15 protein-coding genes and 1 pseudogene are annotated in these 20,544 nt (G+C 55.1%); 9 read left to right on the forward strand and 7 right to left on the reverse strand.

Annotated elements, in window-relative coordinates:
• Positions 1 to 16 precede the first annotated feature (16 nt).
• The gene (locus C3L37_RS05965; protein ID WP_129113703.1) at positions 17 to 2,830 is read right to left on the reverse strand and encodes a PEP/pyruvate-binding domain-containing protein; all 2,814 of its coding nucleotides are present in this window, start codon (positions 2,828 to 2,830) and stop codon (positions 17 to 19) included.
• A 408-nt stretch (positions 2,831 to 3,238) separates the two neighbouring features.
• Between C3L37_RS05965 and C3L37_RS24725 the strand changes: the two genes are divergently transcribed.
• From C3L37_RS24725 to C3L37_RS05995, 5 genes are all read left to right on the forward strand, one after another.
• A complete protein-coding gene (locus C3L37_RS24725) occupies positions 3,239 to 3,460 on the forward strand; it encodes a hypothetical protein (RefSeq protein ID WP_228546128.1) in 222 nt (73 codons plus the stop codon).
• 53 nt (positions 3,461 to 3,513) lie between these two features.
• Entirely contained in the window at positions 3,514 to 4,647 is a 1,134-nt protein-coding gene (locus tag C3L37_RS05975) for an acyltransferase (RefSeq protein WP_129113704.1), read from the forward strand.
• A gap of 905 nt (positions 4,648 to 5,552) precedes the next feature.
• On the forward strand, positions 5,553 to 5,699 hold the full coding sequence (locus C3L37_RS05985) for a DUF2080 family transposase-associated protein (protein ID WP_129113705.1): 147 nt from the start codon (positions 5,553 to 5,555) through the stop codon (positions 5,697 to 5,699).
• Positions 5,700 to 5,708: 9 nt separating this feature from the next.
• Positions 5,709 to 7,004: an RNA-guided endonuclease InsQ/TnpB family protein gene (locus C3L37_RS05990; RefSeq protein ID WP_129113706.1), complete on the forward strand. Its 1,296-nt coding sequence runs from the start codon at positions 5,709 to 5,711 to the stop codon at positions 7,002 to 7,004.
• A gap of 52 nt (positions 7,005 to 7,056) precedes the next feature.
• A complete protein-coding gene (locus tag C3L37_RS05995) occupies positions 7,057 to 7,719 on the forward strand; it encodes a right-handed parallel beta-helix repeat-containing protein (RefSeq protein WP_164974683.1) in 663 nt (220 codons plus the stop codon).
• Positions 7,720 to 8,272: 553 nt separating this feature from the next.
• On the opposite strand, the gene C3L37_RS06000 is transcribed toward C3L37_RS05995, so the two are convergent.
• The 6 genes and pseudogenes from C3L37_RS06000 to C3L37_RS06025 form a co-directional block, all read right to left on the reverse strand.
• A complete protein-coding gene (locus tag C3L37_RS06000; RefSeq protein WP_228546129.1) occupies positions 8,273 to 9,403 on the reverse strand; it encodes a glycoside hydrolase family 5 protein in 1,131 nt (376 codons plus the stop codon).
• 290 nt (positions 9,404 to 9,693) lie between these two features.
• On the reverse strand, positions 9,694 to 11,652 hold the full coding sequence (locus tag C3L37_RS06005; RefSeq protein ID WP_129113708.1) for a right-handed parallel beta-helix repeat-containing protein: 1,959 nt from the start codon (positions 11,650 to 11,652) through the stop codon (positions 9,694 to 9,696).
• 305 nt (positions 11,653 to 11,957) lie between these two features.
• Positions 11,958 to 12,068 carry an NAD-binding protein gene (locus C3L37_RS25685; protein ID WP_129113709.1) on the reverse strand — a complete coding sequence of 37 codons (111 nt, stop codon included), beginning with the start codon at positions 12,066 to 12,068 and terminating at the stop codon, positions 11,958 to 11,960.
• A 33-nt stretch (positions 12,069 to 12,101) separates the two neighbouring features.
• Positions 12,102 to 13,096: pseudogene (locus C3L37_RS06015) on the reverse strand (transposase).
• A 127-nt stretch (positions 13,097 to 13,223) separates the two neighbouring features.
• On the reverse strand, positions 13,224 to 14,264 hold the full coding sequence (locus C3L37_RS06020) for a lysylphosphatidylglycerol synthase transmembrane domain-containing protein (RefSeq protein ID WP_129113710.1): 1,041 nt from the start codon (positions 14,262 to 14,264) through the stop codon (positions 13,224 to 13,226).
• Positions 14,265 to 14,940: 676 nt separating this feature from the next.
• Positions 14,941 to 15,543, reverse strand: coding sequence for an LURP-one-related/scramblase family protein (locus tag C3L37_RS06025; protein WP_129113711.1), 603 nt, complete (start codon positions 15,541 to 15,543; stop codon positions 14,941 to 14,943).
• Positions 15,544 to 17,067: 1,524 nt separating this feature from the next.
• On the opposite strand from C3L37_RS06025, the gene C3L37_RS06030 reads away from it, so the two are divergent.
• The 4 genes from C3L37_RS06030 to C3L37_RS06040 all read left to right on the forward strand — a co-directional run bounded on the left by C3L37_RS06030 (position 17,068) and on the right by C3L37_RS06040 (position 20,164).
• Complete coding sequence (locus C3L37_RS06030; RefSeq protein WP_129113712.1) at positions 17,068 to 18,291, forward strand: sulfotransferase domain-containing protein; 1,224 nt, start codon at positions 17,068 to 17,070, stop codon at positions 18,289 to 18,291.
• 79 nt (positions 18,292 to 18,370) lie between these two features.
• On the forward strand, positions 18,371 to 18,532 hold the full coding sequence (locus tag C3L37_RS24185; protein ID WP_164974684.1) for a hypothetical protein: 162 nt from the start codon (positions 18,371 to 18,373) through the stop codon (positions 18,530 to 18,532).
• The gene (gene cysC, locus C3L37_RS06035) at positions 18,532 to 19,389 is read left to right on the forward strand and encodes an adenylyl-sulfate kinase (protein ID WP_129113713.1); all 858 of its coding nucleotides are present in this window, start codon (positions 18,532 to 18,534) and stop codon (positions 19,387 to 19,389) included. The genes C3L37_RS24185 and cysC overlap by 1 nt, the downstream gene beginning before the upstream one ends.
• Positions 19,390 to 19,414: 25 nt before the next feature.
• On the forward strand, positions 19,415 to 20,164 hold the full coding sequence (locus C3L37_RS06040; RefSeq protein ID WP_129113714.1) for a YqcI/YcgG family protein: 750 nt from the start codon (positions 19,415 to 19,417) through the stop codon (positions 20,162 to 20,164).
• The last annotated feature ends 380 nt before the right edge of the window (positions 20,165 to 20,544 follow it).

Below are 20,544 nucleotides of genomic sequence, written 5' to 3' on the forward strand. Positions count from 1 at the left end.
CACGGTGAGAAGGATGTCAATCGACGCCGTGTGAATCGGTTTTAGGTCGCTTGACGTGCGCCTCGTCCGTGGTCGCCAACGGTTCGTCGAGTAGGTCAACTGTGCCACGGGTTCCATCGAGACGGATGCGTTGTCCGGTTCGAATCCGTTTCGTCGCTTCTGGCACGGAAACGACGGCGGGTAACCCATACTCCCGGGCGACGAGCGCACCGTGACTGACGGCGCCGCCGACTTCGGAAACCAGCCCGGTGGCGTTCAAGAACAGCGGTGTCCACCCGGGGTCGGTCGAGGGCGCCACGAGTATCTCGCCCGGTTCCACCGTCGCAGCCGTCGGGTCACGGATGACGCGGGCTGCCCCCTCGACGACGCCCGACGACACACCTGTGCCGACAAGCGCCCCTTCAGGAACCGGTCCGCGGTCAACCTGTCCACGAACGGCTTCACCCTCGCTCGTCACCACAGGTGGGGCGTCCATGTCAACGTTCCGTGCGTGTTCCTGGCGGCGGGCGGCGATGTCGACGTCGACGCACCCACCATCGAGCGCGTCAAACAGTTCGTCCTTACGGAGATACCAGACGTCATCCGGCCGGTCGAGTTGTCCCTCATCGACGAGGAGGCCCCCGGCATCCAGTAGCACCGTCCGCCATGCGGTGAACGCCCGGGCGGCTTCCTGTTTGGGGTACTCCCGGAAGTAAACCGTGTCGCGGTACGTGCGGATGAGCCAGCGAACGTAGCGACGGCGAAGCGGCCCAAGCAGGCCATGATCAGCGTACGCTTCGAGACGCGCGGCGGCCGCCTCGGCGTCGTCGACGAGCCGCCGGATGCGGTCGCGGTGGTCGCCCGCCGCTTCGTTCGCGAGGTTCGCTCGGACGACGGCGAGGAGCATGGACGGGTCTTCGCGCCAGCGCGGCCTGCTGAGGTCGATCTCGCCGGTGCCACGGTGTCCGAATTCATCGAGAAAGTCGTTGAACGCTTCACGGAAGGTCTCGCCGCCATCTACGTCTTCCAGATCTGCAAGAGAGGCGCCGTCGCGGAGGGCCGAGGCGACCTGCGGGTGGGCTCGGGCGACATCGGCGAGATCGCCGAGGCCGAGGTTGATGCGGGTGACGACGTCGCGTTCGAACCCGCGGCCGATCGCGTTCACGTCTGTAGGCTGTTCAGAGAACGTCCGTGTGAGCCAGCCACCGAGCGCGAACGCGAGGAATAACGGGCTAATTCGCGGGTAGACATCGCGGAAGAAACGCCTGAAGTCGATCGCCTCGAACACGGCGCGGGCCCGAGCTTCCGGGGTCGGCGCGTCGGTGACCTGTCCGACGAATAGGTCTCCCATTCGAGTCCAAGACTCGTCGTCGGGGGTGGGCCCGCGGCCGGCCAACGCACCGAGGATGTTCCGAACGATACCCGGGGCTGCAGGACCAATCAGGCGGACCAGCCGACCGGTCGTCTCAACGTATCCCGGGAGTGCACCGACGGTGACGCCGCGGAATGCAAATTCCTCGGGCCGTCGTGATACGATCGCAGCGAGACCGGTGGAGATGGGTTCGTTTATCGCGGCAATTCGGTCGATCAGCCAGGACTGCAGCTTGGGGTGACGCAGGAACGAGGTGACGTCGATGAAGACGCGACCCCCCGCCTCGACCGTCGGGTTGCCGAAGGAGGCGTCGAGACCCGCGGATGAGAGCGCGTTTCCGGTATAGGTCCGCCAGACGTCTCGGACGAGCGGTGGCATTGCCTCCGGCATCGCCTGCATGTGGCCCATGCTGACGTAGACGTGGAGGCGACCGTCGACGGGCGGTGGTGACGGGCGCGGGAACAACGACGTGATCGGGCGGGACTGTAGGAGGACGAATTGTCCATCGGTGAGCGCCCATTCGACGTCTTGTGGCGCGCCGAGTAGCGTTTCGGCCCGCTCGCCGAGTCCGACGAGAGTGCGAAGCTGGTCATCGGTGAGCACGCGTGACTCCCGTCGATTCGCCGAAAGTTCGATTCTCCTAGTCCCGCCCGCTTCGGCGGGTTGGCTCTCTTCAATTTCTCTTCCCCGCGTTCTTTCGCCTGCGGCGCTGTCCCTGTGCAGCTCGACGGCAATCGTCTTCGTGCCGACAGTGTACTCCAGCACCTCGTCAGTTCGCGTGTTCACGAGCGCGTGATCCGGTGTGACGTCGCCGGCGACAATACTCTCGCCCAGACCGAAACCCGCATCGACTGCCGAGACGTGTCGGTTCCCGGTCGCGGGATCCGCTGTGAAGAGGACACCTGCGGCCGCTGCGTCGACCATCGGCTGGATGACGACGGCCATCTCCGTGTCGGCGTGGGAGATGCCGTTACGAGCCCGGTAGGCGACTGCTCTGTCGGTGAAGAGACTTGCCATGCAGTCACAGACGCGGTCGAGGACGTCGTCGCTCGCTACGCCCAGGAACGTCTCGTGTTGGCCAGCGAACGACGCGCTCGGCAGGTCCTCGGCCGTGGCGCTCGACCGCACGGCGAAGGAGTCGGTGCTCTCGAACGATGTCATCGCGTCGGTGATTGTGGTCTCGACGGACGCACTGAACTCTCGACTCTCGAGGAGCGATCGGAGTTCGGCTGCGACTGCAGCGAGAACGTCGGTGTCGGCGGCGTCGAGCGCGTCAAGTCGATTGATTGCATCCCGAATCTGAGGAGACTCGACGAGGTCCCGGTACGCGGCGGTCGTGACCACGAATCCCCGCGGGACAGGGAGCCCAGCCCGTGCTAGCGCGGCCAGGTTCGCTCCTTTGCCACCGGCTACGCCGATATTTTCAGCGCCCCGTTCGTGGAACCATCGCACGGCACTTCCGTTTGAATTCGCTGACATCGTAATTACTGGTTATTGATACGCACCGTGGAGCTATAGTGACATCCTCCCACGACTCAAGTTGTGGGCTTCCCACGTCCGTTTGCGCTGGATTGGGAACTTACGTTTCCGACCCGACACGCCGATGGGAGTGCCACGCCCCCGCTACTCGTACCCTGTATAGGACTTCGAGTTACTTGATTATTTAACGTCGGTTTGGGTGTCCGAAGGCTTACGTTTTGCTGAGGCAAACACCAAGTCAACTGCCAGTTTTCGGACAGTCAATTACGATGGGGAACCATCGCAATGACAACCACAGGAACGCAGTGTGGGCATTCATATGTTGCGGTTTCAGTGGTTACAAACCGTGCAGCGATTCAGTCCACAACTTCAGTCGTGGGTTTTCTCGCCTAATCTCTATAAATACGTATGAGGAGACCTACGACGCCGTCGGCTGTCGGCGCTGTCGTCACCGCGGAGGCAAGGGACGACCAGACTATTGACGATGTGTACAGCGACCTCGTCGACTGGGTGCCTGCTCGTGGAGAGCGCGAGCGCTACGAACGCGCCCGGCAGCAACGCGCCGACATCAACGGCAAGGCGACGTCTGGGTCACGGCGTTTTGTATGCGTAAACCTCAGTTTTGGCTGACGATTTCTCTGGCCACCACGTTAAAAACTTTTCACCAAGAATGTCCCATTCAAATGGGTAACCGGATATATAGTATAGATACGCTACGTGCTATCGCGATGTTTTTCATCGTCATTGCGCACGTCAAACCGTTCAAAGGCTTCGAGGCGTATGGGAACTACGCCTTCTTCGCATTAGATACGATTGGTCAATTCGACGTTCCATTCTTTTTCGCGGCGTCCGGATATTTCCTCGCCAAGACGGTGGACGCCGATAACGTAACATCCCAAGTGAGCAATGCGTTTCGAAAATTAGGATCGTTCTACCTGTTCGGCATCCTGCTTTATTTGGCAGCGACGGCAATTGTTGCTCTCATCCAAAACGTCCCTGTAAGAGATGCATTGATCGCTCATCGACTCGGTGATCTCTCCGCGGCTGGCTTACTATACTATGGGGACGCTATCGGAGTCCCGCTCTGGTTTCTGACTGCGCTATTTTTCTCTATCTTCTTCGTCGCGCTCTTCGTTTGGTTCGGAAAAACCCGCTACCTGCTGCCCGTCGCGACGATAGTCCACGTTTTCGGGCTTATCGGGACGAATTATCAACTGATCTTCGACGTTCCGTTTCTCACACGGGATGCCCTCTTCTTTGGGTTCTTCTACGTCGCTCTCGGATTTCAGCTCAGAGCGATCGACTGGACGCCGAGCAAAGACCGAAGTCACATCTATCTCGGAGGGGTCTGTCTCTTCTTAGTAACGCAGTTGCTCGAGCAGTATGTGATTGGATACGTGATCCGCGATCACACGCTTCCTCACGCGGTAATCTTGACAGAGTATACGTTGTCGACAATCTTCTTCGTTCTCGCGCTCTTTGCGTACGCACTCTCGAATCCGGCGTTAGGCAAACATACGGTACTTCCAGCAGTGGGACGGTACGCCGTCGGGATATATCTGATTCATGTTCCGCTGTACAGGATCCTTTTGGCAGTGAATAGGATTTGGGGAGCGGCAATCGGCGTCGACCTCACGACGACGCTCCTGTGGCAGTTGGCTATCACACCAGTCATCTACGTCCTTTCGCTACTCATCTATCTCTTCATGGCGAGGGCAGGTATCATCGAGCTTGGAGGGAGTCATATTCCGTGGCTCAATCGTGTCCGCGCGCTCGTCGGATCGGCCGTGTCGGAGGGAAGTTCCAAAGCCAACTAACGCTTTATATCGGTCGCTCGTTTTAGGGACGCGCGACAAGTACAGACGTATCCACCGAACGGATGACGATATCTGTCTCATTTCCAAGAGATCGGTCTTTGACCTCCTCCCACGACTACAGTCGTGGGATTCCCACGAGCGACGGCCCGTTGAGTTAGGATGTTTACGGTTCGCACACCGACGAGGTGCTGGCCGGGCCAAACGGCCGGTACTCCTATCCTCAACACGTCCGTTCCCGTTGTTTCCTCGGGGTTTCGGGCGTGCGTCGGCGGATTCGGAGGTACTTGGGTCTGTAGCGTCGGTACCCGACGTGAGGTATCCCGACGGGGTACCGTCGGGTCTCGGTCGGGAGGTCCGAATGTGTCCGATTGTCCCGGTATGGGCGCGGACGTGCCGCGTCGGATAGGTATAGAACCGCGCGGAGAGCACCTAAGCCTTCGCCGCGCACTGAAAGGAGACGATGACGGCGATTCATCCCACGACTCAAGTCGTGGGCTTTCTCGCCTGAATTCCTGTAATTGTTCGAGCCGTGTTCTTTGCGGGAGAAGTCGCGCTGCGCGCGCTCCAACCGTTTGCGCTCGTGGCTCAGGTCTAACGAACCGACTTCCGGTCCGCTGGTATCGTGAGCGTACTTGACGATCCCTACGTCGATTCCGACCGTGCGTTTCAGCACGGTTGGTTTCTCTGGCGGGTCGTCAGGCGTTTCGACGCCGAGAATGGCGTACCACTTGCTCGTAGGTTCACGTTTGCAAACCGAGGTGCTAAGTCCCCTTCCTCAGCGACCGAGTGTAGCGATGTCGTAGGGAGGGGATACAGCACCGCATGGTTTTCAAACGTGTTCGATAGCAGACCCACAGGCCCACGTACCGGCACATTTATGTCTATCCATGGTCTATACACTCGTAATGGATCGGTTCGAAATCGACGGTCACGAAGTCCTCGATGGCACCGCGAAACCATCCGGGAATAGCGCCCACGTCATCGTCCCGAAACGGTGGCGAGGTGCCGACGTGAAGGTGGTTCGTGTTTCTGAACCCCATTCAGACGAGTAGTCCACGTTCATGCAGTATAACTACAAGTACCGACTTACGCCGGATGAAGCCATCAGCAACGAGCTTTTGCGCCATATCGACGTGTGTCGGCAACTGTACAACCACTGCCTCTACGAACTCAACGAATCCACAGACGGTATCCCGACACGATACGACCTTCAGGGACAGCTTCCCGACCTCGAGAAATGGTGGAGCGACCTGAAAGGCGTTCACTCGAAGGTGCTTCAGATGGTTCTCAAGCGCGTCTACGACAACCTTTCGACGCTCAAAGCACAGAAGGAGAACGGACGTGCCGTCGGAATGTTGAAGTGGAAACGTCCTCGGGACTACCGTTCACTCACCTACAATCAGACCGGCTTCAAGCTCAAGAATACGAGCGGTCGGCCCCAGTTGTGGTTGAGCAAGATTGGTGACGTACCGATCCAACTCCACCGTGGCATTCCCGACGATTCAACAGTCAAGCAGGTTACAGTCAAACGCGAACCCACAGGCGAGTGGTTTGCCGTCTTCGGTATCGAAACCGAGAACGACGCATTGCCGAAACCCGAGGTGCCCGAGAAATGCGTCGGCATCAATGTGGGGATTCTTTCCTACACCCACGGTTCTGACGGCTTCTCGGTCGGCTCGCTCGATCTCTCCGAGGAACGAGAGCAGCTTGAACGTGAGCAACGGAAGCTCTCGCGGAAAGAACACGGGTCGGCGAACTACCGCACCCAACAGCGCGTTGTCGCCCGACGCCATGCCGACCTAAAACGGAAGCGCCACGACTTCCTCCACCGACTGTCCGCATACTACGCGCGAGAATACGACCTCGTCGCGGTCGAAGACCTCGACGCGAAGGGGCTGATGGAACTCCCGTCGAACAGCCGCAAACGTGCCGGAGCAGCATGGGGGACGATCCTACGGATGCTCGAATATAAGTGCGACCGCGAAGGAACGCACTACGTTCCAGTCGATCCACGCGGAACGACCAAAGAGTGTTCCAAATGCAGTGTTTCGACTGAGAAACCGCTCTGGGTTCGCGAACACTTGTGTCCCTCGTGCGGATTCGAAGCGGATAGAGACGCGAACGCGGCGCTGAACATCATTTCTCGCGGACTCAATCAGGTAGGAGTAGTTCACTTCGAATCAACGTCCGCAGAAACGCTTCGCGTTTCTGATGGGCTGCAAAAATCACGTAGTGATTTTCGAACGCCTGTGGAGACTGTGCTCCCGACGGGACCCATTGCGGTTCCTGCACAGCGCGTCGTGGAAGCAGGAAGCCCTGCCCTCACGGAGCGAACGGCACAAGCCGTGGGCGAGTAGGCTGTGGTAGTTCACTGTAGAATAGAGCATGACTCAAAAGAGGATGGTTTCTATGAACGCGCTCTCAGAAAAGTGGAAACAGGTCATTCTCGTATTGTTGGTTTTCCTTACAGTCGTGAGTATCGGATTGACTATCACATTACACGACGCGAGGGATCAATCGAAGGACTCCAGCCTAAGAAATACTACCGAAATCACACGATGTACTACGATCACTGAACCCGGGAAGTACGTCCTTGCAGAAGACTTCGGCGATCAGAAAAGCCTGTCTGCAAGTTGCATCACGATTCGATCGAGCCACGTGGTGCTGGACGGGGCGAACCACACCATTCGCGGGGGTGGAGTGAGTGACTCGACAGGCATCCTCGTATCACACTCCCAGCGTGTCACGAACGTCACCATCCACTCCGTCACCGTCATTGACTGGAATCGTGGGATCTACGCCAAAAACGCGTCTGATGTGTCAATTCAGGAGGTAAACGCATCACATAACTCTGAAGGAATTGCGTTCCAGAATACGAGCCAGAGTACAGTTACTCGGTCACTCGCAAAGCACAATCTGTTTGGCGTCGTTGTTGATAATTCAAGCGAGGGTATCGAGGTTGAGGGAAGTCAGATCGAGAGCAACTACGCCGACGATGTCAAGCGGTGGGAACACCATTCACCGGAGCGCACTAATCAAACTACAAATGATAGGAGGACTCAACATAGATAATCGCAGATACGCAGTGTGAGCACTCAATCCTTTCGATTTCGACAGTTGCGGCCAAAGACGGCGCTGTATCCCCGCGCCCTGAAGGATGGGGTTTTAGCGCCTGCAATTTAGCTGAATTGAGGCGCTAAGCCCCCTTCCTCAGCGACCGAGCGAAGCGAGGGCGTAGGGAGGGGAGACAGCGCCGCACGGTTTACGTTCACTGTCTGCGGCATCTGTACGACCTGCGCGGTCGAACGCGGTAGGAAGACGCTCGCCACGGTTCCGCCGGTGTTCACACGTGGTTGGAAACGGCCTCGCCGTGTCGTCATCACGAAAGGCGCGACGCGCCTTTCGAGCGACGACAAGAAGCGTGCATCGTCGGGTGTGGTCGGAGTGTCGAATCGGGAGGAGTGGTTCACTCCGAACCGCCCAGCGAGGGAACCGTCTGCGGAGTCTGGAACCGCTGTGGGGACGTTCCCTGCACGTTCCGACACAGAAACAGGAAGCCCCAACCTCAAGAACCGAGCGCCTTCGGCGCGAGGGAGTAGATCGGGGTAGTTCACATAACTATCACTCAGTTCTCGGATTCGTCTGTGGATGACTCATTCGCCGCTTCCGCGTCGGTCGGTTCGGCCCATTCGGGATACTCCCGTCGCTGGACACCCTCGAAGGACGCATCACCAGACATTGACTTGATTGCGCGAGCGTCATCCAAGCTCCACACTGCGCCATCTTCGTGGAATAGTCCGTTTATGACGCCACGTGTTCGGTTCTCTAGTGTGAACGCTGGTTTGAGCATTAGTGACCAAAAGAAATTGCCGACGCCCGCATCGCGGATGAGCGGGGCGAGCGACGAGTAGTCCGATGCCCATAGCGTGTCCTGCGTAGATCCCGCCGCACCGAGGGCTCCTGTCTCGGGGTCGTGCGTTCGCTGCCACTCAGATAGCCAAACAGGTTTACCAAGCTCGGCAGCGACGTGGTTTGCCTGCTGTAACACCCGGCGATAAATCCGCTTTGTCTCCGGGAAATTGTAGTGAAATTGAACGACGTCCATTCCCCACCCCAGATACGTGGTATTGTTCGTCAAACTCGTCGAACCGACCGTGAGCGGTCTGTCGCCACGGTAGGTAGTGAGCGTATCCGCCATGGCTTTCGAAAATTTGAGGTGCGTGCTGCTCCACCCCGGTTCATTAGAGAGTTCGATAGCGAGGAGCCGTTCATCGTCTCGGTACCGATCCATGAACCACTGGACGAACTGTCGTGGTGTTTCCCAGAGTTCCTCGTCATGCATTGTCCGGGTCGAAGGTGAGTGGGTCTGGACAGCGGTCAGGGGATTGTCATTGAGCAAGTTCTCGTACGTTGGCTCACGTCCAACCCCGTCAAATAATCCGAGCAGAATCCGAAGGCCATATTGATCCGCAGTGTCGAGAAAGTGTTCGAGCGCATCTGCATGCGCCTCGGAATCCTGCAACCAAAATTCGTAGCTTAACCACGTCCGAAGCGCATTCAAATCGAGACGAGCGGCGTAGCTCAGATCGCGTTCGATGATGTCGGAGTCGTACTCATGCCACATCTGATACCGGTTGTAGGCGCGTGCTGGAATGTAGATGGCACCTCGCACGTCGACTGGAACGCCAGAATCGAAGCGCGAGTCATCCAGTTGTTCGTCCTGATTTTGAGGGTAATCGTGTGCTTCGTGTCGCACTCCACTGGTGTCTCCCCGTATTCGCCCCACACTCGGTAACCCACTGATACTCATAGCAGTACCGACAGAAAGAACTTGCCGTCGGGTGAGTCGTTTCCCCATATTAGTACCGTTTGGAATCACAGCACCCGACGGTAAAAGTCCCACCGTGGTTGCCTTTCAAAAGGACTATCTTTGTGCCTGAATTAGCTAAATTGAGAGCGTTAAACTTCCATTTGTGAGCAAAGCGAGCGGTAGAGTTGAGTAGGACGGGGTGATCCACGAACTCGTGTTCACCGACTCTTTTGTGATTAGATCTGCTTTACGAAGACGTCCACCTTTTCGCCTGGGTTTCTAACGTCAAGGAGGACACCAAGAGCGAGATTATCACTGTCTGTGATGTATTCGATCCGGCGGATTCCCTCTCCCCGTCGTGCGAACGAAAGCATTGGTGGCTCTGTGTATGGCTTGGCAAATTCAATCGCTATCTGCCCATCTTCGTCTTCGTCGGCCACTCCACGGTGCGCATCGAACGGTGGAAGGTTATTTCGCACCACTGATGACGCGCTCGTGACCTCCCACGAATTTTCGTCTTCTGCTCGATTATTCTCGTAAATATTCTCACTCGCGTCACCTTTCTCTGCGAGGGCTGGTGAGGACGGAGTTTGGGCGATCGTATTGCCGCGAACGCCGATCTTTGAGCTTGCGATCTGAATTGCTGGTGTATTTGGGTTTAATTCTTTATTAAATTTGCTGAGATAATTCTCAGAAATTTCATGGTATGACTTCCCGGGACTTCGAACTGAGATCCCTGTCTTCGCTACTTCGCGGATGTGATTATTCGCAACAGTAATTGATTGTGTTTTAGTAAGTAGAATACCGTGGTTGCCTGCTTGCGAGATAATGTTGTTTATGATGGTTCCTTCCGCTGCGTTTTGTACCCGTATTCCTGTACCGTTTGGGCTTTGAATAATATTGTCTGCGATCTTGATGTCCGAGACTGGGCTCTGAACGTTTATTCCATGATGGGAGTATCCAGATAACTCATTACCGCTAACGGTAATACTCGAACCGCCTGCTGGGTCAATCGCAATTCCAGCAAATTTCGTCGTGTTCTTCGTCGAAAGGCCATCGGTAGATTGAGTACTGATATTCCCCCGGATGGAAACGTGGTGGATGTTCGTAGGACCACGGACATGGCAGAACGATTTGTGAGAGCCGAATCCGATATTGTCTGTGATAATACTATGAGTGCCTCCTGCTTCTTCTCCTTTTGGTCCACTCGCTACACCAGCTAGACTCCCTTCGCTACAATTTCCGAGGATATTTCCTGAGATTATCACGGTATTTGCAACATCGTTCTTTCCGTTAGGAGCCCAGAGATCACACGCGATTGCTCGATCAATTCCGTCTGTGATGACGTTTTCTGAGACGACGACATTCTTGCCACCGAGTTGGATCCCTCGGTCTCCAAAGAATTGAATACGATTATTTACAATCCTGACATTCTCACTATTTCGCTCAACGCTGATACCACTTCCTCCGCTTCCGTGTTCGCCATACGGATGAGTATGCGTAATCGTATTTCCTGTGAGAACGACGTTTACTGCATCACGGACGATAATTCCATGGCATTTCTTTGCGCTTTTATCTTGATTCGCTTCGTTCCCATGATAGCCAACATCTCGTATCGTGATATTCCTGCAGTGGTTGTGTTGTCCAACTCGAATTCCTCCGACGTTTGCTCCGTCAGCAGGCTTAATCGCGTTAGTTATTCCTGGACCAATGACGGAGACACCGCTCACGTCAATATCAAGCCACTGGGTCGTCCGGTATGGCGCATTTCTTCCATCGATCCAGACTGTGTCGCCTGCTGTGAGAGTGTTGAATGCGTTTTCGAGTTCTCTCGTCCTTTTTACAACGTGGTCTGCCATCCCCCTCACTGTCTTTGCATCAATCTCAGAAAGTGAGAGGCCGAGCTGGTTCCACCCGTTGTCTGTTGAAACAAAGGGAAGGAGGGTCTGGAGTGAATCTGACGGTCGGGCGCCAAAATACAGATCCCAATGATCGGGGTTAGCAGAGGGAAGCTCTTTGTCCAGGGCACCTCCTGCTATGTTAAGCGATTGATCAGAGTCAAATCGACCAGAGCCGAGATTTTGCGTTAATGTTCCACGAGTAAAAGGTATGCCAGCGGCCGCAAGCAACACTAAGAATTGTCGTCGTTTCGAATTCATCTTGGTTTTAAGCTGGTAAGCTTCTCGGTCGGGCACTTATCGTTAGCGAGGAGGGTCAGCAGTAACTAAAACGTTCTCACTGATCACTGACGACATCTTCATCGAAAAAGGGAGTATTACGTCTCCGTTTCGGACCAACACGGCGAACGTGGACCCTTCGAATCGGTCGATTTCTCGACCGTTTTCCCGACTATCTCCCTCTTTGCCGCAACGTGAAACTCGACCATCAGAAGATTCGTTGAAACTATGAAGACCACGTCGAAGGTGCCCTCTGATCGGTTCCATGTCTCGTGGAAATCCGCGTTTTTTGACTCGGAAGTTGGTGAACGTATCGCTGACAATCATTTTATTTCACAGGTGACCAGATTCGTTTCGTCATCGTCCGTACTAGCGATGAGCCGGTCCATCTGGTCGATTCCAGCCTCTCGAAGCGTCGAGAGCGACACCGTCATCTTATACTACTAGAGGGTGTCATAGAAGAGTTCTCACACTGTGATCACGGTACTTCCCGGATTGTCTCCACGTTCGTAGTTGGTGATTGCGACGACGAGACGAAAGCACAGCGCGAGGAATAATACTTGTGCTCGTGCGTGAACGCGGCCTCGGGCGAATGCACGCCCGAGGCCGCAGTCCTTGACTGATTCGGTGGGTCGTTCGACGCCACTCCGCCGGTTGTACGTCTCATGTAGCGTTGATTGCTTCAGCTGGACGTCCTCGCTGTGTTTTTCGATGCGGTCTTCGACCCTGTACTCGATGTCTTTCGGGTCATCAGCGTTCCGTGCGTTGTACGGAGCAACTGGCACGATCCCTGCGGCTAGGAGGTGGTCGTGCCAGTCGAGAATGCCGTAGGCACTGTCTCCAAGCATCCAGATTGGTTGCTCGACGGCGAGCGCATCACGTGTGACGCGCATCGCCGTCTCTTCCGGTGCTTGTTTGCTCTCGGTGCACTCGGCTGCAATCGGGATCTTTTGCCCGGTCGAGACGATCGTACAGCCGTAGCCGTAGTAGTACTCGTCCTCGGTTGGATCGTAGCACTTCGACGCGTCTGGGTCGGCTAGCATCGCCCTCACGTCGATCGAATCGATGCAGTAGGTTAAGTCGAGCAGGCCGCATGCCGCGGCCTGCTCGACGAGACGGGTGAAGACGTCGTCAACGACGTGTTCGAGGTCGGTGAGGAAGCGATCGACCGCGTCTCTCGACGGCGGTCGATCGAAGCCACAGCTCAACCAGATAACCGTGTTCCGAAGCTCTCGCTCAACGGGACGGATGCCGTAGATGTCTTTGTAGTAGCAGTGGAGAAAGCCACGCATCAGCTCTGGTGGTTCGTGGTCTCGTGTTCGCCCAGGCGGAGACGGGGCGAACACGTCGAACTCTTCGAGAACCTCGAAGGAGAGGTGCTCAAACAACGCTAACGTCTCGGTTTCACGACATTGAAGAACGACTCTACCGAAGGATCATCTTGCAGGGTCGCTGAACTCATTTCACCTCAGCGTTCGTCCTGCTCTTTGGTGTGGTCATCGTTCTATGACACCCTCCGTATTAGTCAAAGGGAGACCCAAGCGTGATATCATCGACATACTATCATAAGACGTGAGAATGCAGCATCGCTAAACCTCCTCTTGGTAGAACGCATTGACCCCGACGATACTCGCAAAGACGCCGCCAATGATCGTTGGCGTCCAAAATATAGCCCCTCGATAAATCACCACCGCTGCAAAGGCGATTGCCTTCGTCATCAGGGGGAGAGGCGCTGCCAAGAGTACCGCAATAAGGACGCTTTCAATACCTCCGACGCCACCCGGCAGAGGTGTGATGCCGGCAATCGCGCCAAGCGGCACCGCAAACATCACCACAGCCAGAGCAATTGGAGTCCCGATTGCTCTGAATGCCAACCACAGCGCGACGACCTGACAGAGCCACCCGCAGAGTGAGAACGTGAGTGCAAGCGCCAGATCAGTCGGGTTTGTAGCTACACGCTCAAGTGCACGAAAGAATCCGCGGACGCGTTGGCGGAGATCTGATCCTGGGATGACTGAGATGTAGGGAAGTCGTTGCGTGAGTTGGGGAACTAGGGTCGTCAAAAGGTGTGCAACGGATGTTTCGACTGTTTCTCGGTTCGTCCATCCAAGGTAGAGGCCGCTCGGTATCGCGAGTGAAAGGAACACAAGGACGCCCGTTGCAACACGGAGATTTGTGCTGAACGTCACTTTTGTCGCAAAATATGCCGCTCCAAGGAGCGCAAGAAGTATTGACGGGATAAAATTGAGCGTGTCCACGCTTGCAATGGCTGCAAGGCCTTTTTCGTAGTCTGTGTCTGCTGTTTTCGAGATCAACATTGCGCTAATAGGCTCTCCTCCAGCTTGGCCGAACGGCGTCACATTGTTGGCACACATCGCCCCGCAAATGACGAAGAACGCCTTCACTGAAGAGAGGGACACATCAAGAACGCTGAGGACAGTTCGAAGCGCTAAGCCCCATGCAAACAGCCAACCAAGAACCGCGATGACAACGAAGAGAACATCACTGATATCGGTTGTCGAGAGTACAGAGAGAAGATCTTCAACGCCAACAAAATGAAGTAACGCCGCAAGAATGACAAGAGAGCCAGCGACGCCGAGAATGAGCGACGGTACCCGATCACGGTCCATAAAGGCTGATCCGCAGTAGATGATTATGATTCTGTTGATGAGGAACTCGGATAGTCCCGAAAAGTTGAGCGGGGACCATAAAGGAGGTCTGCAAACAGATTTTTGAATTGGATAACAGTTGAGCAAACCCTCATCCATTAACAAGTTGTTCAATTATCCGGGTGGTCGCATATCTACCATTCATGTCTTCTCTGTACAAACCTCTACCCCATGGGTGAAAGCCATCGATTAGCTATCGATTATTTGACGCACAAACCTCGATGAGCCAACAACCCAGTGTTGACGGAAAACAGAATTACGTGCTGAACGTGATCGAATTCACAGGTGGCTCGATACGTCGACAGTCGTTAACGAGGGTCCCGATCGGGAGCCTTGGCTCCTACATTTGCACGACTCTGAGCTGATCCTCGATGTCTTCGACCGTGGTGCCAGCGGCATCTAGTGGACGGAGAGAATGTACAGCAATAGTCAAAGCAATGAGAGCGAACCCGTGAGTATCCACCCCTGAACCTGCTCAAATCAGCCCGAGTACTTCCAGAACCATATCAATGATCCTGCCCAATTTGCCGCTCTTCTCGTCATCCTCATTCGACGACTCGGTATCGTTATCGTCTGTCATACCTCAAATCAACGCCTAGGAAAGTAACCGTGTGGCCGCGGCGTATGGGATGTCAGCTTACTGGTTTTCGAGGGCATCGAGGATGCATGCGGCGGCGATCACCGCTTCTTTCGGAACAGTGCTGGCGTCGTCGATGCTGACCGTGTAGGTATCCCGCAGCGAGAACTGTCCCTTGATGTCGCCGACGTGACCGCCGTCGGCATCGAATATCTCGTACTTGTTCGGGATGAGGTTCATAACAGAGATGAAGTGCCGGAGCGCCGAGAGGAGCTTGCTCTTCGATCGAATGCTCGCCAGCGGTTCCCCCGTGTCAGGGTCTCGGATCGTCCAGGTCTCTACGAATAGCGAAAAGTCCTCGTCGAGGACAACCACCTCTTCGCCGGTACCTGCGTCCGTGATCGCGTAGTTCCCAGCGATGTCCATGATACCGCCAGCCTTCACCGTGAACGCGTCCTCGTCGTCGCCAGTCACGAACGGGAATTCTTCTTTCATCTTGATCAACTTCTGCTTTCCGCGTAGGACGACCTCGCCAGCGCTGTCACGGACGACGTACTTGTTCCGGATCGCTGACTGCTTGACCTCGTAGCGGTCATCGTCGAGATCAACCGTCGAGATGTTGTAACTGCTCGGTGTCGAATCGAACGAAGAGGACTCGGTCATGAATGACTGGTGTGGTACGTTCTGAGAAAAGCTTTCTGCTCGACACGAGACAGCGGAAGAGTGCGAACAATAATGCTATCATCGAATTCGATCGATATCGAAAACCACCAGACTGTGTGGGGGGTGAAGGGGTTTAAAAGGGTGAAATTGCAACCTTTTGAGTAGAGCCTAGGCCGGGGTTTGAATCCGGGCTCTCGCCGTCGGGCGGTTTGACGCTCCGCGTCTCTCCCTCCGGCTTGGTCGTTACACTTGAACGCTTTACCGGCTTGCTACCTGGGTGGCGCAGGCTCGAAGGCAAAATATGATCCTGAAAGCAACACCGCTGCACGAAGCCAGGAATCGCTTCCTCAACGACAAGAAGCCCAGGGTCTCCCACAAGAAGCGCAAGAACTACCGAACTGCGATACGTCAGTCTTCGACTAGTTGGACAGATAGGGAATCACGGACCTCAAAGATCTCGACAGCGAAGTGATTCTACTGTACAAGGAATACCGGCTGTCGAAGATCAAAGGTCCAAGAGTGGGTGCGTAGTGGAAACTGCGATTCAACACTACGTCTACACTGCAACTCGCCCCTACTATTACAACGGTGGGGAATGTCCTTTTGGCCACTACCCTGAGACGTGCGAGGCGATGTCGTGGAGCGCCTCGTGCAAGTGTCTTGGGAGCGTTAGCCCTGTCCATCGTACCCGCCCACTGCTCGCCGTCGACGGTGAGCGCAAGGACGTGTCGGGAGCCTCGGGTGGCTCGGCTAGACGATCGGCCTGCTCAACCGTGACGACGTGAACGGGGGCGGTCCCGGCGGTCCACCGGGCGGACCGACGCCCACGTCGGGTAGTCGTCCCTGAGAACGCCATGGTCGAATTTCGTATATGGCTTGTACAGCGCTCTTCAACGATGTTTCGTCCATTGATGAACTCGTTGATAGAGAACAGTAAACCGGCCTCGGCCCATGCAGAAAACATGGAGTAGTCGTCGCTTGAAGACGTGTAGGGCGGAGTCGGTGGTTCGGACCCGCCGCCCACGGGTGACGTACCCACGAAGGGCTGTGGTGGACGGCTCGCCGCCCGCACCGCGTTCCCCCTTTCGTCGGTAAGTGGTGTAGTAGTAGTACGCGGTCTCAGCGCCACTCGTCCGATAGGCGGGGCGGCCATCATCTATTTGCTTTGGAACTGCTCTCCTGCTCGGCGATCAGTCGGTAGAGAAAACATCTAACCGCATTCCGACATTAATCTATGGGAAGCGAATCGCCATATAGCATTGTATTATCGAGTTGTTACCGTCTGACGGTTCACTAGTCCCCCTGCATATGAAGCCCTCGTTTACTTCATGATTCACCGCAAGAGTACACCTACTCGTCGACCTCTACCTGATAGCGACCGATCCCCTAGAGGGAACCTGCAGTCGCCACCAAGGTAATGGTTGGCAAATAACAAACTATGTCGACGCAATTATGGTCAATAAAACTGAACAGCCGATTACGATTAGGGATTGATTCGGTAGGCACGTCAGGAGGTGGTGGCTGGTGAGCCTCGAAGATCCTCCGAGCGATTTCCGCGACCAGGCCAAACGGAACTACGAGTTTGTAAAAAGCGAGGTCATCACAGAGAAAAAACGATCGATTTTGTCGGGGTATCACGTTGACGACTTCGACAGCGTGTTGCTTATCACGTCGGCTCCGAGAGGGGGAAGTAGTCTCCTTTTTGATATCCTTCGGCACCACGAAGAAACATGTAGTCTCGATGGCGAACACGACCGATGGTATACCCTGAACGGAATCTGTTACCCGAAGTTTGAATCGGACGTCGTTCCGGCTGACTTCGAGTCATTCGATAGAGAACATATTCTGACAGATCTCCTCGCCGAGGTTGGTGCAACCGAACGATCTGGCGATCAAACGCATCGCGTGGATAATACGCTCATCCGGCTTCCGTTGCAGTTTCCCCGTCAAGAGCTTCCATATGAGGAGATACACGAAGAGCTGCTCAAAGGAGCGTCGCTCAACGAGATACTTAGGGAACTCGGAATCTCACCGTTGCAGTACGATGAATATGCAGAACGAGACGCGACCAGTCCATTCAAAACCGAAACGATCGAGGATCGACCGTTCGTTTCTTCGCACAGTTACAAGCGCGGTCTCACAGCTGACGACTTTGAGCGGACACTCGTCCTAAAAGCGAGCGGCGACGCATACCGACTCTCATGGATCCGCGAACAGCTATTTCCCGAAACCGATCTCAAAGTTATTCATCTTACACGGAACCCAGCAGCGTCAATCAACGGTCTCTACGACGGATGGCGGCTGAACAGGGGGTTCCAAACCTACGACGTGGGTGATCTCGATCTCGACGGATACAATGGCTCACTGTGGTGCTACGATCTCCCGCCGGGGTGGGTTAGCGAGGGAGAACTCATCGACGTTTGCTTGATGCAGTGGGCTCAAGCCCATCGCCATATCCTCAATAGCCGCGACACGTTCGAGAACGTCCTTCGAGTTCGATTCGAGGATGTTCTCACCGACACCCGCTCCACGGTCAAGGAGATCGTCGAGTTCGCTGATCTCGGCGAGTCAGCACTGCTTTCGGAGAATGTCGCAGACCCAAATAAGGTAATGACGACAAAGGAACCGAGATTCGCTCGCTGGCGAGACAGAGAAGACCTCGTTAAGAGCGCACTCAATCGAGCCGACGAGACGTATACCGAAGTGATCGAAGAGCTAGAATACACGGAGGAGTCGGAATGGATCTGAGCGAAGCAGCAAAGGACAGCGGCGAGGTGACTCACGTCGCTCGTCGGTGTCAAGACAATGATCGTCGAGGCCGATAACGATGAATTTCACGAACATAACCGACGAAGAAATGCTCATATCTAACGACACACCAAGTGCGGAGTCGAATCTGGCTAAGGCGTATAATGTCGAAGGTACTAGCATCAATAAAATTCAGAAAGAAGCAGGTGGGCTCAGCGATTTCACTGAGGGGATCAATTGATGTCGGGAGAAACTCGATGGCTCTTCGGACTGCCATGTTCCGGAAAGACGACGCTCGCTGAGGGGTTAATCGGTCCAAGTACGGTCCACTTAGATGGGGATTATCTTCGGAATACCCTCAATTCCGATCTAGGGTTTTCGAAAGAGGATCGAACCGAGAACCTCAGACGAGCTGCTGGAGTTGCACAAGCGTTGAACGAACAGGGGTTCGATGTCGTCGCGTCGTTCATCACCCCGTATCGGTCCCAGCGAGAACTGATTGCTGAGAAGATCGAGGACGTTTCGTTCATCCATGTCAACGCGCCCATCGAAGTGTGCGAGGACCGCGATGTAAAAGGAATGTACGAACGGGCCCGGAAGGGCGAGATCGAGGGTTTTACCGGTATTGACGCACCGTTCGAGGAGCCAGAAATAGAGGAGATCGGACTCGAAGTTCGGACGGCAACGCTCTCGGAGGAGGAGAGTATCAAAAAGATCAATACAGAACTGGAACGCAAGTTCGATCCAAGCCACATCTTCATTGGTCGCTGGCAACCACTCCACGATGGCCACCGGACGATCATCGATTCAGCCGCTGATAACGGAAAAGACGTCATTATCGCCATCCGCGACACCGAACTCAGCGAAAAGAACCCACTCACCGCACAGGAGCGCCGAGAACTAATTGAGGATGTTTACGATGACCATCAGAATGTCGAAACGATGATCATTCCCGATGTCGATACTGTCGCTATCGGACGGGATGTCGGGTACTCGGTTGTCTCGGTTTCCGAGAAGGTTGCAGAAATCAGCGGAACCAAGACGCGTAAGAAGTACGAGAAGAGCGAACTTCTCGAGGGACAACACTTCGAAGAGTAAACGATTCATCATCGGTACCTCAATCATGAATAAGACAGGGCTACTGTTCGATCAATCCGAGATACAGGACGCGATAGAGGCGGGAGAGCTGACCACGTGGAAGAAAAAGAGGTATATTAAATTCAGAGAGACGATGCGGGGCACTCACTATCCATGTCACTTCGCGGTGAACGCTGAACGTAACGATATCGCTCGTTACCTCTTCGTGGGGGATGTTCATGATCGTGATGCACTTTTCAAAGTGAGAGAAGGATTGCGACAATATCTCGAACGGTATCAGTCGATAGCCGAACGAACGACCTTGGTGATATTTTTTAAACCTCCTAACAATGACCAAAGTGAACGGGAGTACCGCGATCAATTCTGGAGGGTTCTTGAATTCTTGAACGAACGGGATCCGGAACCATGGCCCAGTGATATTCCTGAGGACCCAAATGATCCAGAGTGGGAATTCTGCTTCTGTGGAGAATCGATGTTCATTGTTGGGCGCGCTCCGTTCTATACGGATCGGAAGAGTAGGTATACGCCATATGGGCTAGAAATAACGATCCAACCACGGAGAGTTCTTGACGACGTTAGTGGAGATACGATAGAAGGCCAACATGCTCGCTCGGTCATCAGAGACCGGTTAAAGGGCTATGATGACGTTGCACCTCATCCGGACATTGGTGACTATGGAGATCCCAATACTCGGGAATGGAAACAATATTTGCTTCCAAACTCTAACGACGAAAGCATGAACGAATTTCCTTTTGAAATTAATACAAAGGGATAATAGAATATCTGGCCTTGTATAGCTGAATTGAGGCGCTAAGCCCCCTTCCCCAGCGACCGAGCGAAGCGAGGGCGTAGAGAGGGGAGACAGCGCCGCACGGTTTACGTTCACTGTCTGCGGCATCTGTACGACCTGCGCGGTCGAAGCGGGGAGGAAGACGCTCGCCACGGTTCCGTCGGTGTTCACACGTGGTTGGAAACGGCCTCGCCGTGTCGTCATCACGAAAGGCGCGACGCGCCTTTCGAGCGACGACAAGAAGCGTGCATCGTCGGGTGTGGTCGGAGTGTCGAATCGGGAGGAGTGGTTCACTCCGAACCGCCCAGCGAGGGAACCGTCTGCGGAGTCTGGAACCGCTGTGGGGACGTTCCCTGCACGTTCCG

The sequence above is a fragment of the Halegenticoccus tardaugens genome, assembly GCF_004116405.1.
Taxonomy (GTDB): domain Archaea; phylum Halobacteriota; class Halobacteria; order Halobacteriales; family Haloferacaceae; genus Halegenticoccus; species Halegenticoccus tardaugens.

Coding starts and splice junctions, on each gene's coding strand:
- C3L37_RS05965 (WP_129113703.1), bottom strand. CDS start 2,830: ATGTCAGCGAATTCAAACGGAAGTGCCGTGCGATGGTTCCACGAACGG.
- C3L37_RS24725 (WP_228546128.1), top strand. CDS start 3,239: ATGAGGAGACCTACGACGCCGTCGGCTGTCGGCGCTGTCGTCACCGCG.
- C3L37_RS05975 (WP_129113704.1), top strand. CDS start 3,514: ATGGGTAACCGGATATATAGTATAGATACGCTACGTGCTATCGCGATG.
- C3L37_RS05985 (WP_129113705.1), top strand. CDS start 5,553: ATGGATCGGTTCGAAATCGACGGTCACGAAGTCCTCGATGGCACCGCG.
- C3L37_RS05990 (WP_129113706.1), top strand. CDS start 5,709: ATGCAGTATAACTACAAGTACCGACTTACGCCGGATGAAGCCATCAGC.
- C3L37_RS05995 (WP_164974683.1), top strand. CDS start 7,057: ATGAACGCGCTCTCAGAAAAGTGGAAACAGGTCATTCTCGTATTGTTG.
- C3L37_RS25685 (WP_129113709.1), bottom strand. CDS start 12,068: ATGACGGTGTCGCTCTCGACGCTTCGAGAGGCTGGAATCGACCAGATG.
- C3L37_RS06020 (WP_129113710.1), bottom strand. CDS start 14,264: ATGGACCGTGATCGGGTACCGTCGCTCATTCTCGGCGTCGCTGGCTCT.
- C3L37_RS06025 (WP_129113711.1), bottom strand. CDS start 15,543: ATGACCGAGTCCTCTTCGTTCGATTCGACACCGAGCAGTTACAACATC.
- C3L37_RS24185 (WP_164974684.1), top strand. CDS start 18,371: ATGAATTTCACGAACATAACCGACGAAGAAATGCTCATATCTAACGAC.
- cysC (WP_129113713.1), top strand. CDS start 18,532: ATGTCGGGAGAAACTCGATGGCTCTTCGGACTGCCATGTTCCGGAAAG.
- C3L37_RS06040 (WP_129113714.1), top strand. CDS start 19,415: ATGAATAAGACAGGGCTACTGTTCGATCAATCCGAGATACAGGACGCG.